The organism is Dapis hubbardiae BLCC-M172 (genome assembly GCF_050016015.1).
Lineage (GTDB): Bacteria > Cyanobacteriota > Cyanobacteriia > Cyanobacteriales > Microcoleaceae > Trichodesmium.
On the sequence record NZ_JBNHEQ010000269.1, the window covers coordinates 1 to 17,909 of the forward strand.

General features: G+C 36.9%; 13 protein-coding genes and 1 pseudogene. 4 read left to right on the plus strand and 10 right to left on the minus strand.

What is annotated here, in order from left to right:
* Positions 1–232, plus strand: a 232-nt coding sequence (locus tag ACP6PK_RS25070; protein ID WP_426563680.1) for a hypothetical protein, incomplete at its 5' end; no start/stop codon positions are given.
* Positions 233–836: 604 nt separating this feature from the next.
* Here ACP6PK_RS25070 and ACP6PK_RS25075 read toward each other — a convergent pair.
* The 7 genes from ACP6PK_RS25075 to ACP6PK_RS25105 form a co-directional block, all read right to left on the minus strand.
* Positions 837–992 (minus strand): hypothetical protein, encoded by a 156-nt coding sequence (locus ACP6PK_RS25075; protein ID WP_426563649.1) that lies wholly within the window; start codon positions 990–992, stop codon positions 837–839.
* Positions 993–1,455: 463 nt separating this feature from the next.
* Entirely contained in the window at positions 1,456–2,850 is a 1,395-nt protein-coding gene (locus ACP6PK_RS25080) for a carotenoid oxygenase family protein (RefSeq protein WP_426563651.1), read from the minus strand.
* Positions 2,851–3,025: 175 nt separating this feature from the next.
* Positions 3,026–3,238: a zinc ribbon domain-containing protein gene (locus tag ACP6PK_RS25085; protein ID WP_426563653.1), complete on the minus strand. Its 213-nt coding sequence runs from the start codon at positions 3,236–3,238 to the stop codon at positions 3,026–3,028.
* Between the two features lie 1,755 nt (positions 3,239–4,993).
* Positions 4,994–5,320: a YbjQ family protein gene (locus ACP6PK_RS25090; RefSeq protein ID WP_094673994.1), complete on the minus strand. Its 327-nt coding sequence runs from the start codon at positions 5,318–5,320 to the stop codon at positions 4,994–4,996.
* 103 nt (positions 5,321–5,423) lie between these two features.
* Positions 5,424–5,879, minus strand: a complete 456-nt coding sequence (locus ACP6PK_RS25095; protein WP_094673993.1) for a transposase — start codon at positions 5,877–5,879, stop codon at positions 5,424–5,426.
* A 34-nt stretch (positions 5,880–5,913) separates the two neighbouring features.
* Positions 5,914–6,279 carry a hypothetical protein gene (locus tag ACP6PK_RS25100; protein ID WP_094673992.1) on the minus strand — a complete coding sequence of 122 codons (366 nt, stop codon included), beginning with the start codon at positions 6,277–6,279 and terminating at the stop codon, positions 5,914–5,916.
* A 300-nt stretch (positions 6,280–6,579) separates the two neighbouring features.
* A complete protein-coding gene (locus ACP6PK_RS25105) occupies positions 6,580–9,837 on the minus strand; it encodes an efflux RND transporter permease subunit (RefSeq protein ID WP_426563656.1) in 3,258 nt (1,085 codons plus the stop codon).
* 695 nt (positions 9,838–10,532) lie between these two features.
* Here ACP6PK_RS25105 and ACP6PK_RS25110 point away from each other — a divergent pair.
* The 3 genes and pseudogenes from ACP6PK_RS25110 to ACP6PK_RS25120 all read left to right on the plus strand — a co-directional run bounded on the left by ACP6PK_RS25110 (position 10,533) and on the right by ACP6PK_RS25120 (position 12,806).
* Complete coding sequence (locus tag ACP6PK_RS25110) at positions 10,533–11,336, plus strand: thermonuclease family protein (protein ID WP_426563658.1); 804 nt, start codon at positions 10,533–10,535, stop codon at positions 11,334–11,336.
* A gap of 316 nt (positions 11,337–11,652) precedes the next feature.
* A pseudogene (locus tag ACP6PK_RS25115) lies at positions 11,653–12,347 on the plus strand (PIN-like domain-containing protein); the annotation flags it as partial.
* Between the two features lie 63 nt (positions 12,348–12,410).
* Positions 12,411–12,806 carry a hypothetical protein gene (locus ACP6PK_RS25120; RefSeq protein ID WP_426563682.1) on the plus strand — a complete coding sequence of 132 codons (396 nt, stop codon included), beginning with the start codon at positions 12,411–12,413 and terminating at the stop codon, positions 12,804–12,806.
* A gap of 188 nt (positions 12,807–12,994) precedes the next feature.
* Here ACP6PK_RS25120 and dxs read toward each other — a convergent pair whose 3' ends face one another.
* The 3 genes from dxs to hpsJ-B form a co-directional block, all read right to left on the minus strand.
* A complete protein-coding gene (dxs, locus tag ACP6PK_RS25125) occupies positions 12,995–14,902 on the minus strand; it encodes a 1-deoxy-D-xylulose-5-phosphate synthase (protein ID WP_426563660.1) in 1,908 nt (635 codons plus the stop codon).
* A gap of 586 nt (positions 14,903–15,488) precedes the next feature.
* Positions 15,489–16,367, minus strand: coding sequence for a glycosyltransferase family 2 protein (locus ACP6PK_RS25130; RefSeq protein WP_426563662.1), 879 nt, complete (start codon positions 16,365–16,367; stop codon positions 15,489–15,491).
* 318 nt (positions 16,368–16,685) lie between these two features.
* Positions 16,686–17,519: a hormogonium polysaccharide biosynthesis protein HpsJ gene (gene hpsJ-B / locus ACP6PK_RS25135; RefSeq protein ID WP_094671625.1), complete on the minus strand. Its 834-nt coding sequence runs from the start codon at positions 17,517–17,519 to the stop codon at positions 16,686–16,688.
* Positions 17,520–17,909 lie beyond the last annotated feature (390 nt).

Consider the following 17,909-nt stretch of genomic DNA (forward strand, 5'->3'; position numbering starts at 1 on the left):
CAGATATATATTATACCCTTTTTTTTACTATTTTTTCACTAAAGTCCCGTTATTTGTAATTATAGTAGTTTTCATGTTTTTTAGAGTACAGAGATTTGGGTTTAAAGAAAGAAAGAAGAAAGAAGGAAGAAGGAAGAAGGAAGAAGGAAGAGGAAGAAGTTTTGTAGTCTACCTTTGTGAAAAACGCTATAACTATGACGTTTTTGACTTACATATTGACCATAAATATTAACAGGATAAGGAAGCAAATAAGTCAACAACCCAGAAATCAAACGTTCCCGATTCATTTTTCCTTTTATTAAAGCCGAACCATGATTAATTAGGGTTTGCTGAAAAAGTCTTATGGGTGAGGGTAGGAGTCAGGAGTCATAGGGGCGTTTCATGTCGCGCAGCGAAACGGCCATGTGCTAACGCAAAGTTCCGCTAAGGCCCGTACAGGAGTCAGGAGGAATGAGAATTCTAGAGGAGGCAGGAGGAAGAATAGTCCTTTGGTTTTTCTGCCATAATCTACCCAAAATGCTCACAATTTCTGCTTGATCAACCAAAAAGCTGGTACTTTTTCCAGACTTAAAATTGCTCAAACCTTTACCCGTCAATGCTTTAATATTTAATCAGCAAGCCCTAATTATAAATAAAATAGAACCCACAACTACTGCAACTTTTAACGCTGTAGCCATTAAGTTTCTATATAATTATGAAAGCTGAACCATGATTAATTATAAATAATACCAATTTAAAAAAAGAATGTTATGAATAATAAGCAGGATTAAAATATTTTATAGGGGAGTTATATTTGACGAAAAAGATAATTTAAAGTACAAAAAATTAGATAAAACCTATTCATTATGACTCCTAAGAAGTACCCTAACTATTTGTAGCAAACATTTATCAAATTGGTATAAAATAGAACCCACAACTACTATAACTTTTAACGCTGTAGCCATTAAGTTTCTATCAAATAAAGGAGCAAAATATTCTTTCAAAAATTTCATTAATTTCTCAATATAGTTGTTAATTAAAATGTCACAGGAAGAAGAAAGAAAATAGATGAGTCTATAGGGCAGCTAAGAATTTTTCTTGGCAGTTCTATAAATATTAAGAGCAACTCTAAAAGTCTTATACTATAAGAGTTTTAGTTTTATCTGAGCCGTATTACGCTATAAATAAAGTATATAATACCATTTTGAAAAAAGAATGTTACGAATAATCAGAGCAATAAAAAGACCTTACAGAAAATATCCCTTTGACAAAAAAGATAATTTCCAAGCTAAAAAATAGTATCGAAGCCATTCCCGTGCGACTCCTGACTCCTAAAAAATCCCCTAGCTATTTGTAGCAAACATTTATCAATTTGGTATAAACTGGGTAAAATATTACAGCGAATTTCATCAAAGGTGATATACAGTTGTCACAGGCATCTTGCCTGTGATACAAATACTACAACCTGATAGCTAGTTACCTATTTGCCATCAACTGCATCTCAGACACCCAAGTACCATGAAAACCATAAGGTACTCGCTGAGGTAAAATCACCCGCGCTACAGGTTCCCCCCTCATATCCTGAGCATCTATCACCAATAATTCAGAACGCTTCTCTTTCTCATCATACACAAACGTTAACAACCAACCATCATCCTCATCAATAGTACCTATTCTGGGTGCAAACGTCACAGCACCCCCATAACGACCTTCACCAAAATCATGGGGTAGCGACCTACCAGTACCGAAGTCATATTTAATAATTCCATCAAACAATGGTCGCAAAGATGCCATTCTCGAAGTGTAACCATAGCGCATTTCCCGACCTAGAAACCTATTATTAATACAAGGAAATTCTGATGGTCTCTTATCTAACATTCCCTCTCTCACACTACCAGTCTTAAGATTAAACGCCCACCCATAGATTCGCGGAATATTCTCATCGGGGTCTCTCAAAGTACCAGGATACAAATGAGTCGAACTCATTCGACAACCATACAATACCACTTCATCCCCAGATTCATAAGCATTAAGAATATGATTGATATAGCAAGGTTGAGCTTCAAACCAGCGAATATCTTCATTGTTTCCATACCGAGGTAAGATACCAAAACGACTGGGCACTCCAGTTTCAAACATCCAAGCAGGCAAACCTTGTTCTTCTCGTTGTGGACGGAACCGTAATGGTAAATCCATCAAAATTGTATAATTTTTTGTGATGGCAAAATCGTGAGGACCACTTGGCACAGGTACATTAATAGGTACTGTCTGCAATAGCTCCCCGTTACCAGAAATCACACCGTATTTCACATAAGGAGGCGCATCCAGAGCGTAACCAAAAAATATCAATTCTCCAGTCATCGGGTCAACTTTTGGATGAGCAGTGAAAGCAGAATCTAAGTAACCATCACATAAATAGGGGGCAATTGTTTCTAAACTAGGAACTCTAACCTCATAAGGTAAACCTGCTTCCCAAAGAGCTAATAACTTGCCATTGTGAAAAGTAACCCCATTATTGGCCACATTTTTATATGGACCATAGGGATTATTTATTTGAGGCGGTTCTAATCTACCACTCCAGACAGCATGACCCAAGTCTTTTTCTACTTCAAATCCTCCCGTCCGTACATATCGGTTTCGATATTCTGCCCTACCACCACTAATTCTCACCCCATGCAGCATTCCATCACCATCCATCCAGTCATATTTACCTAGAGGTGCGAATTGAGGATTTGGGCCATTTCTAACATACATTCCTGACAAATCTCTAGGGAGTTGGCCTTTAATTTCCAGGTTGTCGGCAGTTATTTCTTTCCTGACTGGGGCAAAATTACCCATCAGATAGGGATTAAATTTTGTGGTAGTAGTCATTGGGACTTGCTCCTATAGAAAAAGTTAAGGTTCTATTAACAGCTTATGACCACTTTTCCATTCTGTATAGTGTTATAATTCAAAAATTTTGTAAATTTGTACTCATCTGTATTTTCTTTTTTTCCTGTGCAACATTTAACCTACTCAAAGCTATTCACCTTGAATTTTTATAGCATCACCGATTAAAGTGATTGCAGATGAGCTGCAAAGCTCGCAACATAATATTACGAGCGCCGTTCCAATCCCTATGGGCACTATAGCCACATTTCGGGCAATGAAACTTTTTATTTCCACCTAGTTGCTTGTGAACATGACCGCATTCAGGGCAAGTTTTTGAAGTATAGGATTCATTACACGATACTACTAAAACATTATGTAGATTAGCCATCTGAATTAAATGTTGCTGAAACTTATAATGACTCCACGAGAGCATATCTTGTTTCGAGCCGTGCGTTTATTCAGTTTTCGACCAGACTTTACTACCATTTCTGAAGTAGCAAATGTCGGCAAAAAGGAAATAAGCCATCTTAAAAATTTAAGTATTTGTAGTATAATTTAAGTAAAAAGAATAAAGCACAAAAATTTCACCACGGTGTTTTGAAATTCCTGTAGTTCTTTTGAGTCAAGAATTGCAGATGAATTTATTCAGGATGGTATATGAAGTTTGTGCAAACTTGATAAACCCCTAAAAACTTCATCAAAACTTCATAAAACTAGCAAATTTATCCACTCAAATGTTCGATTTACTTAGAGATGATTTATAAACCTCCCTAAAATTCTTAGGTTGTGCATCAGTAAAGTGTGGGATAAGTCGCGTAGGGCTGGCCAATATGATCTAAAAGCACTGATATATAAAGGTTGAGTGCCCACATGGTCGCGAAAAAAGTGCAAATTTTTCAGCCTTTGAGACTAAAAAGTTAGCACGAAAGGCAGACACTTCCCAAAAAGATACAGGTACAATTATTTCTCCTACTTTCAAGTGTCTCCCCACACTTCCCACCCGGACTACACTTCCCACACTTCCCACACTTCCTTGAGGCACTACCAATTCTTATTTCACATGGTTTTCAGAGATATTGGTTTTCTGAGACAATAACTCGCCAAACTCAGTTATATTAAAGAATTTAGCTTTTTAATATTTACTTTATAAATTAGCTCTTAAACCACAAGTTAGGGTTCGATCATAATCAATGGGAGAAAAGTGGAAATTAGAGAATAGGAAATTTGCCCAAATGGGTCATTAAAATGGCAATCAGCAATCAGCGTTTCAGCTAGGAGAAAAAGAATTCTCGTGGAGAAGCTCAGACTATTTTGGGCCATAAAATGCCTTTTGCCGACACTGGCTACAATAATAAAGTAGTAGGGCATCTAGCTTAAAAATGTGGGTAAGTTTCAGAAATTAAGACCTCTCCCCCAAATCCTCTCCTGCAAGGCTATGCTTTAAATTCCTGACAGGATAGGGGAGACGAGGGAGAGGAGTCCAATAGGGAAGTGAGGACAAATCTGCCATTTCTCAAATGTAGGACAGAGGTGGCTAAAAGTGAATAAGGCAATGAGTCCCATTTGATTTCCCTTGCTAGCTACTATAGAACCCCTGAAGGGATCTATTTAAAATTAGAGATTGAGAGTAGGGGAGTAGGGGAGTGTGGAGAGTAGGGGAGATGGGGAGATGGGGTGTATTAGATATTTCCTACTCATCAAATCAATTATTACCCATTTTTTATCAATTAATTCTCCACCAAGACCTATTTTCTGGAGATACGCTTAGGGGTTTTATAGAACCCCTGAAGGTATTTATTTTTTTATACATGATGGGGGTGGGAAGTGTGGGAAGTGTGGGGAGGGTGGCGAGATGGAGGCATTTTTCTACCTTTTTCCCCTCTGAGTATTTCTTAATCTCCTGACTTCTGTACGGGCGTTAACGATAGTTATGCGAAGCTAACGGCCGTTTCGCTGCGCGACATGAAACGCCCCTACGAGGACTGAGGACTGAGCCAAAAACTCGCAACTTTCCCAAGATACGCTTAGGGCTTCTATAAGACCGAAATACTTTCGAGTATTTCGGCATTTACTGTTACATCAGGAGAACCTACTGCAAACAAAGTTTTCTGTTCCCTACTTCACTCGCTTAAGCTGATAAGACTTATACCAACTTGACTGCTGTTCCACTTGCCGTGATTAATAGCAATGCACCTTTTTCATCCACATTAATAGTGCCTGTATCTATTTCTATTCCCACAACTCCATCAGCACCCATACGTCTAGCACGCTTTTCCAGTTCAGCGATCGCATCTTCCTGACCCTTTTTAAACACTTCTTCATAACTACCAGTACGACCTCCAATAATATCTCTAATTCCAGCAAAAAAATCTCTCAGAGCATTACTACCATAAACTACTTCAGCAGTAACAATTCCTAAATATTCTTGAACTTCAGTGCCTTCAATTCGATCAGTTGTAGTTACAATCATCTTTTTTATTATCTCCTAATTTTTTTGACTTAACCTTGTTTTTCTCTGTAAAAATACTACAGAAGCTGAATCAATTATTCCTTGACAAAGTCAAATTAGTTTTTTAATCAATACAGTGAGACTTCAGCAGAGGAAATAACCGCCTCAACATAAAGGCCACAGTTCGAGAATGGACTAAGTTGGTAAACTTTCCAGTTTGTTCTTTTTCTTGGCCTTCAGATTTACTATTCAATTTAGCCTTATATTCTTCAAACTTGGCCTGGATTTCTAAGCCAACCTGGGAGATTAATCGTTTCTTACCTACCGACGTCCGACTCCAATTATAGAGTTCGGATTTTGCTAGGCTTGAGCCTGAACTACTAAAGCTTTCAACTTGACCGCTTGACCTTTCCTCTTGACCAAAGCCTAACCGTCGCTTAAATGCACCTTCAGATTCAAACCGACTCAGCGGATAAGTTCTAACTAGCAGCATAGCTCTAACCATTAACCCAAACCCAAATAAATCAAAAACTTGGTTGAATTTTGAAAACTCCGGGCGATCATAAGTTAAGTCCGACAAATTACTCCTAAGTAGCGCTTCTTGGGCATGATTGTCACAGATTTGATTGGCTAAATAGCCAGTATGGGGCAGCAGCTCTAGGAATGGGGTCAGGAGTAAATAAGAAATTACCTATATCTTGAGCTGTGTTCTGAATTCCTTGACCTACATTCTGAATTCTATTCCAGGCATCTGAAAAAATGTTGCTGGCTTGTATAGTTGCATCAGTAACAATATTTGGACCCTCGTCCTCCTGGGCATCAACAATTACAGCTTGATTAATCGTTGCCTCGCCAGTTAAAGGATCTACCGATTCATCTGTTTCATCTGTAAAAATATCTAGTGTTGGTTCATCAATTAGTAAATTTTCAGGTAGAATTATATTATCTGAATTATTTACCTCTGTAATTGGAACAGACAATGGTTCAGCACTAGGAGTAAATCTTGATGGATCATTAATCTCTATTTCTGGTATAATTGTATTTGTTGTTTCTGATGGACTGACAGAACTAATGGGTGTGCATTAGGGCGGTTCGGTGTAAATCTTAGAGTAAGCATTAAAATTTTAGCTAAAACCCGCCCCTACTATTGCACCATTTTAGCTGTGTTGGTTTACTACAAAAGTTTTTAGGTTAATGAACTACATAAAAAAATGATGACTCTGTAGGGAAGTTCCATGGAACTTTCCTACTTTATGGTTTGATCGCCTCTAACAAAAAAACTATCCTCGTCTAACTGTTTCTACACCATCCTCAGACTTACTGTCACTATAACCATTTTTCCCATTACCGTTACCATTAACATGACCATTACCATTGCCATTACCGTTAACATAACCATTCCCCTCAAAAGCTGCATCCATTTCATAACCCTCTGCCATGTCTTGAGCAGACTTACGAAATAAACTCGACTGCAGACCCTTTGCTATTACATAAAACACTGGCACCACATACAAACTCAAAACTGTAGACACCAACATTCCACCCATAACCGACATCCCAATGGAAACCCGACTCGCAGCACCCGCACCAGAAGCAAAAGCTAATGGCATTACTCCGAAAATTGTCGAAAACGCCGTCATCAAAATCGGACGAAACCGCAACCGCGATGCTTCAACTGCTGCTTTAGTAATAGACATTCCCTCTGCCAACAATTGGTTAGCAAATTCCACAATCAAAATAGAATTTTTAGTTGCCAAACCAATTAACATAATCAACCCAATCCGACTATAAACATTAATCTCCAACTGCGCTAACCACAACGTTCCAAAAGCACCTAACAAAGATAACGGAACCGCCAACAAAATCACCACTGGATCGATATAACTCTCAAACTGAGCTGCTAATGTCAAGAAAATAAAAATCAACGCTAACACAAAAAGATATACTGTAGCTTGACCAGCATCTCGAAACTGTGCTGACTCACCCTTGAGCGCTGTCCGCATATCAGCAGGCAAAATTCTATCTGCTAAATCAGATAACGCCTGCAACGCATCACCCAAACTAACTCCTGGTGCCGGACTTCCTGTAATTGTTGCCGAACGAAAGCGGTTAAAATGGTTAATCTCAGGAGGAGTTGTGCTTGTCTTCACAGTCACTACATTACTCAAAGGTATCATTTCCCCTTGTTGGGTTCGCACATATAAGTCGTCAATATCTTGGAGATTATTCCGAAACTCTGACTCAGCTCGCACAATTACATCATAACGTTGGTTTCCTTGGTTAAAGTTGGTAATATCTTCCCCTCCCATCATGATTTGTAATGTCTGAGCAATATCCTCTACCGATATTCCTAAATTAGCAGCTTGAGAACGATTTATTTCTACTACTATCTCAGGTTTATTAATTTTCAAGTCTGTGTCAATATTACCTAGTTGGGGTAACTGTTGCGCCTCATTACTAAATTCTTGGGATACTCGCGCTAACTCTTGAAAATCATTTCCCTGCAAAACAAACTGCACCGGGCGACTACGGCCTGTACCTGGTAACGAACCTGGATTAATTGGAAATACTCGTGCATCTGTAATAGGTGCAAATGCTCCAAATAAGCGTTTGACAACTTCTTGTTGTGCTTGTTCTGGTTTCGTTCGTTCTGACCAAGGTTTAAGATTGGTGAAAGCAAAAGCTCGGTTAGCTTGAGCTGAACGACCGAATCCGGTAAGAGTGAAATAACCTCTCATTTCTGGTACTTGAGCGAGTTTATCTTCTACCTGAAGCATGACGTTATTTGTATATTCAACGCTTACTCCTTGTGGTGCAGAGACAGAAACAAATACCCGCCCCCGGTCTTCTGTAGGCAAAAATCCTTGGGGAAGTTGTTGGAATAACCAAACTATTAACCAAAGAGATACGACAAATCCTAAAATTACTAATGGTTTCACTCTCATTAATAGACGTAATGAGCGATCGTATATTACTGAAATTTGATTGAGAGCATAATCAAATAAATCTAAGGGAATGGCAAGTACGCGGGAGATAATATTTCTTTTTTCTCCTGATTCTTGTCTTTTTAATATTCTCGCTGATAATGATGGTGCTAATGTTAAAGCAACAAAGGTGGAAAATACTACTGACACTGCAAGAGTTAGGGCAAATTCATTAAATATTCGCCCTGCACCCCCACCAGAAAATCCCACAGGTAAAAATACGGCAATTAAGACAACTGTTGTGGCAATGACAGCAAAGACTACTTCCCGGACTCCTAATATTGCTGCTTGCATCGGAGTTTTGCCTTCCTCTTGAATATATCGGACAATATTTTCTAAGACTACAATAGCGTCATCTACTACTAAACCTGTTGATAGTGTCAGAGCAAATAGAGTCAGGGTGTTGATGGAAAATCCCATGAAAAACATTACCCCAAAAGCACCAATGAGGGAAACAGGAATTGTGATGGTGGGGATGAGAGTTGCTCGCCAATCTCTCAGAAATACATAGATAACTAAGACAACTAACAAAATAGCTAATAGTAAACTTTTCCAGACTTCTTTGATGGCAGTTTCGACAAATGTTGAGTAGTCAACACTGACGTAGTATTTCATTCCGTCTGGAAAATCTTTAGATAATTCTGCCATCTTTGTTTTGACACCTGTGGCAACTTCCATAATATTTGCCCCAGAAATTTTACTAATTCCCAAACCTATTGCTGGTTTGCCATTGTAGCGAGCAATGGTGCGATCGCTCTCTGCTCCTATTTCTGCTCTCCCAATATCACTTAATCTAGTGAGAGAGTTGTCATCATTTCGTCTGATAATCAGATTTTGATAAGCTTCGGGAGTTTGCAGACGACCAACAGTACGAATCGGATATTCTGTAGATTTTCCTTCTATTCTACCACTGGGAATTTCTACGTTTTGTTCTCTGAGAGCTTGTTCAACATCTAAAGCAGTAATATTTCGAGCAGCCATTTTTCTAGGGTTTAACCATAGTCGCATAGCGTAGCGACGTTCGCCACCAATTAAAATACTACCTACCCCATCAACAGTTTCTAAGACATTTTTGAGAAATTTATCTGCATAGTTACTTAACTCCAACGGTGAATACTTTTCCCCAGTTAAAGCAAGCCAAATAATTCTTTCTTCATCGCTACTTCGTTTAGAAACTACTGGTGCATCAACTTCATCAGGAAGTCTTCTCATTGCGCGGGAGACACGACTACGAACATCTTGAGCTGCTGCTTCTATATCGCGACTGAGTTTAAATTGAACGTTTATGGAACTTGAACCTTCCCTGGTAGTCGATGTCAGAGTTTTAACACCTTCGACACCATTAATTTCTGCTTCCAGAATTTCTGTTACTTCTGTTTCCACTACTTCTGGGTTAGCTCCTGGGTAGTTGGTTCGTACGCTGACCAATGGGGGGTCGATGCTGGGAAATTCTTGTACTGGTAAGTTGATATAACCGACTAATCCGACTAAGATAATTAGTAGGGAACACACTGAGGCAAATACTGGTCTTTTGATGAAAAAATTGGTAAACATTTTATCAAGTCAAAATTAAAAAGTCAAAAGTCAAAAGTCAAAAGTAATATTTTGACTATGATTAATATCATCTTCGGATAATTACTTACTATAAAGTTGTTGTTTGTAGTAAAGCTCTAGCCTTTAGAATATTAGTATTAGGGCTAGAGCTTTACTACAAGACTAATTACAACTGTTCTACCGAACATGATATAAGTGGGAAAATATGATTACATTTTAACGACAAATAGCTATAGCAATACTAAATCAGGACTTACGCAAAACATGAAAATATACACCACCTGTAGGGGTTAATGGCCGTTAACCCCTACTAGATATAGTGGCTATACGTAAGTCCTGTAAATGATGAGAAAAAACTGTAGGGGTTTGGTCTGCAAACCCAACCCCCAAGGGATGCGGAGTTGAGAATTTAAAATGCAAGAAAGTCAAAACTCAAAAGTAATATTTTGACTGTAACTAAGTGGGTCATTTCAGTTATTAGTTATCAGTTACCAGTTATCAGCTGTAAATCTGATTACATCTTAACTATAAATAAATAGCCAGTTTATTTATGGTATTATTATTCATTAATTGATAATAGATAATTACCTCATGTAAAACTTTAACGGAATTGAATATAAGGAAATATTATTAAACCTATATTCGATTAATTATCAATTATTAATTAGTAAATATCTAGCAATTTTGAATTATCAATGAAAGAAATAATCAACAATATTTTGAATCACCTAGGTCAGGTTGAACTACCTGCTCCATCATATTTTGATTCCCTGAAAACTTACACGGTTAAGAAAGTATCAGATGCCGACACTTTTGATGTTGTTGCTAATGATTCAGATGCAGAAATTACCGTCCGTTTCGCTTATATTGATACTCCAGAAACTCCTAAAGGATGGGGAGATTCACAAGTAGAAAAAATGAATCGTAAAAATGAAAATCAACTATATCGTAGTCAATTTGAATGGGGAGAAAAAGGCAAAGATAGACTCCAAGAATTAGTTGAAAAAAGTGGCAATAAAGTCAAAGTTAAAATTACTGGAGAAGAAAAACGACCAGGGCGATCGCCTCGGTGTTTTGGTGAAGTTTATTTAGTAGATGGTACTTTTGTCCAGTACATTTTAGTACAGGAAGGGTTGGCTCGAATTTATTATGATTATATTAGTGAATGTCCTAGAGAAATTGCAATTATGTTGTTTTTGGCAGAAGCTGATGCTCAGATAAATCAGCTAGGAATATGGCAAGAAATTCAATCAGAATTTATTGCACCTTGGCTATTTCGTTCACTCAAAAGTAAACAAAAGAAGTTTCTCAAAGATATGAGTAAAGAATTAAAAGAAGGTGCATTTACTGAAGCTGAATTTGAAAGTAAATTCGAGTCAAAGTTACAGCAGCAAAATGAGATTTTATCGACTGTTTTTGCCGAATTAAAAAATGGTGTGATTACTCAACCTGAATTTGAGGATAAATGTAAAGAAGAACTGAATAATTTATTTGCATAATAATTATTTATTTTCAGTGTAACACAAGCATCTTGGTTGTAGATAAAATCCGGTAGTTTTGGTATAAAAAAGCGTAGAAACCGGGTTTGTTTTAAATACCCCATTGTATAACATCTACACTCCCACAAACCCGGTTTCTGATAATACTTTCATTGCCAGCAGATTTGATCTGATAACTGTACCATATCCTCAAAGATAGATATAATAAAGATACTCAATTAAAAAATTATAGCGCTTTTCATCATTAGTACACCACAAAGTAGGAACGTTGCATATAATACTTTATATAATTATTAGACTAAGATAACTAAAAAAAATGAAAAATTTATTCTTTTGGAAATTTCCTCTATCTCAAGCTGAGTTTGCAGAATTATGGGAAAAAGCAACTTTTGTTTTCGATACAAATTTTTTATTAGATTTCTATCGGGTATCAAGTTCTACATCCGCAGATTATTTCCGAATATTAGAATATCTCAAAGATATAATCTGGCTACCTTCTCAAGTAGCAGATGAATTTTTTGAGCATCGGGAGGAAACTATAGATAAAGAGAAAAAATATTTTCAGGAAGCTCTATCAATACTTGAGAAGTGGAAAGAAGAACGAAATAATTTTAATATCCTTGGAGGTAGAATTTCAAACGTAGGAAAATTTATTTATTCGGAAATAAAAGCTCTTTTTGATGAACAGAAAAGTTATTTTGATGCAGTTGATGGAGTAGAAAGAGTTTTTCGAGAAAAAATAGAAGCACTAAAAAATAATCATTATTTACCTCATACTGATGAAGATAAAATTCTAGAAGATGAGATTCTGGAAAAAATACTCTCGCTGTTTGATTCAAAGGTAGGAAACCCTATGATGAGAAAACTTTAGAAAAATTACACCAGGAAGGTGAGACTAGATTTAATAAATTAATACCTCCTGGTTTTGAAGACAAAGACAAAGAAGGTAAAAAACGGTACGGAGATTTTATCCTGTGGAAACAAATTTTAGATTTTGCTAAGGAAAATTCTCTACCTATAATTTTTATTACTGGGGATAAGAAAGAAGATTGGTGGAACAAGAAAAACGGCTATATGCCTCACAGAGAATTGAGACATGAGTTTCAAGAAAATGTCAAACAACTATTTTGGATGTATAGACCAGAGAGTTTTCTTGAATATGCTAAAGATAAATTTAAGCTTGATATTAATCCTCGTTCAATTGAAGAAACTAATCAAATTGCTGATACTGAATCTGCTGATAAACCTGATACTACTTTATTAGGTAAAACAATAGAACAGAACAAGCAGCAATCAAAAAATCTTTCAGAAATAATGCAGAATATTAATTTAGATAGAGTAATAGAACAGAACAAGCAGCAATCAAAAAATCTTTCAGAAATAGTGCAGAATATTAATTGGGATAAAGTAATAGAACAGCACAAGCAGCAATCAAAAAATCTTTCAGAAACAATGAGGTATGATGAGTAGATAAAAAATACAAGAAATATTTAACAATAATTAGTAGATTACAAAGTAGTTGTATGCAACGTCCTTAGAAAGTTATCATTAAATAAATTTCAACTAACTATCCTTCTATCCTTTTGTAGAGACGTTCCATAGAACATCTCTACATTTATTTTGCAGAAAAATCTATTCCAGAATTTCCCACAAAAACATTAAACCTTAACAGTGGATAACTTAGGCTTAAAACTCTGTAAAATACGTTCTGCCATTTGAGAAGGAGTCAAACCCAAATCAGCTTTCGACTCATCAGGTTTAGCATGATCTACCAACTTATCAGGTACACCCAAACGTAACACAGGTACAAGCACATTATTATCCATCAATGCTTCCGTAACTGCTGAACCAAAACCACCCATCAAACAGCCTTCCTCCATAGTCACAACCTGACCAATACGTTGTGCCAGAGGTAGAATTAATTCAGTATCCAAAGGCTTGACAAAACGAGCATTTACCACAGTCGCACTAACACCATGCTCACTGAGAATTTCTGCAGTTTGCATAGCCGGATGTACCATAGAACCATAACCCAATATCAGTACATCATCACCATTGCGCAGAATTTCAGCCTTACCAATAGGAATAGCTTCCCAACCCTCTTCCATCAGAGGTACACCATAACCATTACCACGAGGATAACGCATAGCGATCGCTCCATCCGTATACTCAATACCCGTAACCAACATCCGTTGTAACTCACCCTCATCTTTAGGCGCCATAACTACCATATTGGGGATACAACGTAAATAGGAAATATCATACATTCCCTGGTGAGTCGGACCATCTGCACCCACAATTCCAGCGCGGTCTAAACAGAAGAAAACAGGCAACTTCTGAATACAGACATCATGGATAATTTGGTCATAAGCTCGTTGCAAGAAAGTTGAGTAAATACCAACCACAGGTCGCATTCCTTCACAAGCTAAACCTGCTGCCAAAGTTACAGCGTGTTGTTCAGCAATACCAACATCTATATATTGTTTCGGCAATTTAGCATGAAGTTTATCCAAACCTGTACCAGTTGCCATAGCAGCAGTAATACCCATAATTTTCGGGTTATCTTCTGCAAGCTTCACCAAAGTATGGGCAAAAACTTTAGAATACTTGGGAGGCTTTGGCTTATTTGCAGGTAAGGCTTTACCTGTAGCTAAATTGAATGGATTTTGAGCATGATAGCCAACTTGATCCTCTTCAGCAACTGCGTATCCTTTACCCTTAGTTGTGGACACATGAACTAACACTGGTCCATGAATTTGATGCGCTTGTTGGAAAGTTGTAATTAGTTCTTCCAAATTATGCCCATCAACAGGACCCATGTAGGTAAAGCCCAATTCTTCAATTACGGCCCCTACTTTTGACACTGCCAAACGTTTCATCCCTTCTTTGAGGCGTTCCATTTCTGGTGTAAAGGTTTCACCAACAAAAGGAATATGTTTGAATTGTTCCTCAAGATTATCCTTCAGAAACTGCATCGGTGGGGATAAACGCATTTTGTTGAGATAACGAGAAATCGCACCTACATTGGGAGAGATGGACATCTCATTATCGTTTAGCACAACCAATATATTAGTTTTGGGTAAGTGACCTGCATGGTTAATAGCTTCTAAAGCCATACCACCAGTCAAAGCACCATCCCCAATAATGGAAACTACTTTGAAGTTATCTCCTTTCATATCTCTAGCTAATGCCATTCCTAAACCAGCGGAGATACTGGTAGAAGCATGGCCAGCGCCGAAATGGTCAAATTTATTTTCACAACGTTTTAAATAACCTGCAACCCCATCTTTTTGTCGCAGGGTATGAAAATTGTTATATCGACCTGTAATAAGTTTATGGGGATAAGCTTGGTGGCCTACATCCCAAAGAACTTTGTCCCGATCTAGATCGAGAGTTTGGTAGAGACCCAATGTAAGTTCTACAACTCCTAACCCTGGACCTAGATGGCCTCCACTTGTGGCGACTGTTTCTAGATGTTTTTCTCGTATTTGTCTAGCAATTTCTTCTAGTTGATGAATTGAAAGACCGTGTAACTGGTTAGGATGAGTAAGTTCACTTAGGTGCATATTTTATTTACTCAGATTTATGATGTAGATTTGCAGTTGTAACTGGGAGTATTTTTGATGATGAACTTGGAATTTACCTGTACTTTTTTTCAGCTATGAATCAGCCTATAGAATTTCGCGAGACATTTGTTAATAATGCAGAGTAGAATTAATCTACTAAAGGAATATCTCTTGATAATCTGCTAGATTTTCTGACAGATGCTCTTCTTTTTTTCACCTTGATTATCGGCATTGGAAAAAATAGGAGTAAGAAGTAATTACTTGACTAGCCTAGAGGGAACCAATTAGGATCGAGGCTGTTTACCAATAGATAATGGATAATTGATAATTAATCAATTCAACTTTATTCCCTTCTATTTCAAGAGAAGAAAAGTAATAGGATATTTCCTTTTCTTCTATCTTCTTGGTTTTAAGCACCAGGTAATTATCCATTATTCATTATCCATTACCCATTAATCAATAGCCTAGTTTTTCACCTAAACCAGATCCTTTTTCAGCCGTAATTATTAGTATTTGTTGGCTGTTGTTAACAAATTAATAACTGTCAATCGACCTTTGTTGGTAAAACTACTTTTAAACCTATATTTCATCCTTGCGCCTCTATTTCTAATTTTGGCGAATTAGCATCAATAGTTGAATTTAATGATGGTACAGGCATATTTTTCATTTCCCAGACTTTAATTAGTATGAGATATTCGTAGAAAGCTTGCAAGGTACACCAAGCTAATCCAGCTTGGCCATCAAGACATCCTTTGAGAAAAATATACATATATATGAAGCGAATTATTGGTCTGAAGGGTAAGCGCAGGGAAAAGTCTTTCAGAGCGCGTCTTCTCTCTACTTCAGAAGCACCAAAAAATAGATTTTTCCAAGATACACTTCCTGTTTCTAGTTGTTTAACTGTTTCCTTAGCTTCATCTGTAGAATAACGATTGTGCTTTTCTATCCAACGGGAAATACCTTTACTACAGGTATAATGAGGATAAGTTTCTTGCAAAAAACTTGTAGGGCCATTACACTCTTCTCTTTCTGTGTGACCATAGTCACTAAACCAAACTTTATCCTTACGAAATAGCCGCATCTGGTATCGGGGATATTGAGTGCTGTGACGAATCCAACTGCCCATAAATAAGACTCTTTCTGCAACGTAATACCCTATGTATTCTTGACTTTGGATTGTTTTTAGGCATTCGTTAAATAGCTCTGGGGTCATCCGTTCATCCGCTTCTAGGATATAAACCCACTCATATTTGGCCGGAACTTCCTGTAACATCCATGTTCGCTGTCGTCCATGGCTTTCAAATTTATGTTGGACTATTTTTACAGGATAAGATTGAGCTATTTCTACAGTCCGATCACTACTAAAGGAATCAACTATCATAATGTCATCTGACAGCATTGCTGACTCAATACAAGCAGCGATATCTATTTCTTCATTGTAAGTCAGTATATAAATTGAGAACATTCGATAAATTTCAGTAATTGCTCTTTGTTAAAGCTCACAATTTGGGTGATTAATTCAATTAAATAAATACCCAATGATAGGGCATTGAGCATTAGGTTTAAGTTGACACTTTACCTTTTTTTTAATAATTTTAATTTGCTCTTACTGCCCTGTCTAATTATTAAAGTGGGGTTGCACATTAAAGAATGATAATAGATTTTAAACTGTATATATATTGAGGAAAGAATTATCCAAAAATATATATCTACTTTCAGATTTCATCATTCCTGATTGTGCAACGCCATTAAAGTTATCTCTAAACTTTGAGATATTTGCCCATTATCTAGCAGGATTTTGACGACGCCCTTTACCTTTAAGAATTCCCATATTTTTTAATCCTGTCCAACCAATCATAATATAGCCTACTGCTAAAAGTAAGCTACTCAGACCAGTTCTCAGACTAGATTTAAAAGAGTTTGTATTAGCTTGTGCTTCTAATTCTTGCTTACGACTACGAATTCGAGTTAGAAGTTGATTTGGTAATTGTTCTGCTTGACGATTGAGAAATTCATCAATAACTTGAGGATTATCTTTTGATTGTTCCAGTAAACTTTTTACTTGGGTTGGTAATTGATCGTTTTCTAATGCTTCATTTAACCTAGTTTCATCTGCTAGTAAATTAGTAATTTGATTTTTTAATTGACTTCGCCTTTGCTGGATCTGATTTTTAAATTCGCTACTACCAATACGGGTTTCTAGTTGTGTTTCTGCTTGGCTTGCTTGTTGATCGATGCGTTGAATGGCCTCAGCTCTAGCTTGACTTGTATTATTTAAGTGTATAGGAAATAGTAATAGATATATCAGTCCTAATAAGCTAGCTAGTAAAAGTGCCCAAAATCTCAAATCTAATATTGGGGATTTTGAGTTATCTTGAAGGCCAGAATTACTGCTTACCCAATAGCCTGTGACTAATAAGGCCATTCCTACCATAGGAATAATCCCCCGATCGACTATTTGAGTTGTTAGACCAATTTGCCATGCTCTACTACTGATGTTAAATGGAATTGATAGGACTATAAAGTCAAGTAGAGAGGACAAAATCATAATTACTCCTACTATCGTAAGAGTGTTAGAAGCTATAGAGGAATATTGACGGATATTTGTTGCTTTCATGGAATTATTCTGAGTTCTAAGTTATTGTTCACTGGACAATTAAGGTCTGAAATGTTGAGGATGCATTCTATTCCTGATGGCGGAAATATATTTTCCCTATCTTTTAGATAAATAGCAGTCTGTTTTTACAATTATGACAGAGTTGAACCACAGTCTATCAGTCTTTTTATCTTTACTCAGGACTTGCTCACTCAAACCCAGAAACCTTTTTTTTCCTAGATGTTGATTGTTCAAACCAAGAATTTTTCCTAGCAACCGGGTTTCGCATAAGTCAGTCCTATTTACTATTATTTTTAAATTTATGGAACAGAACTGTCTATCGTACAATCCTAGCTTATAATGGATGGAGTTAAATCTGTTCTTGAGAAATATAATTTTGTTGATTTACTA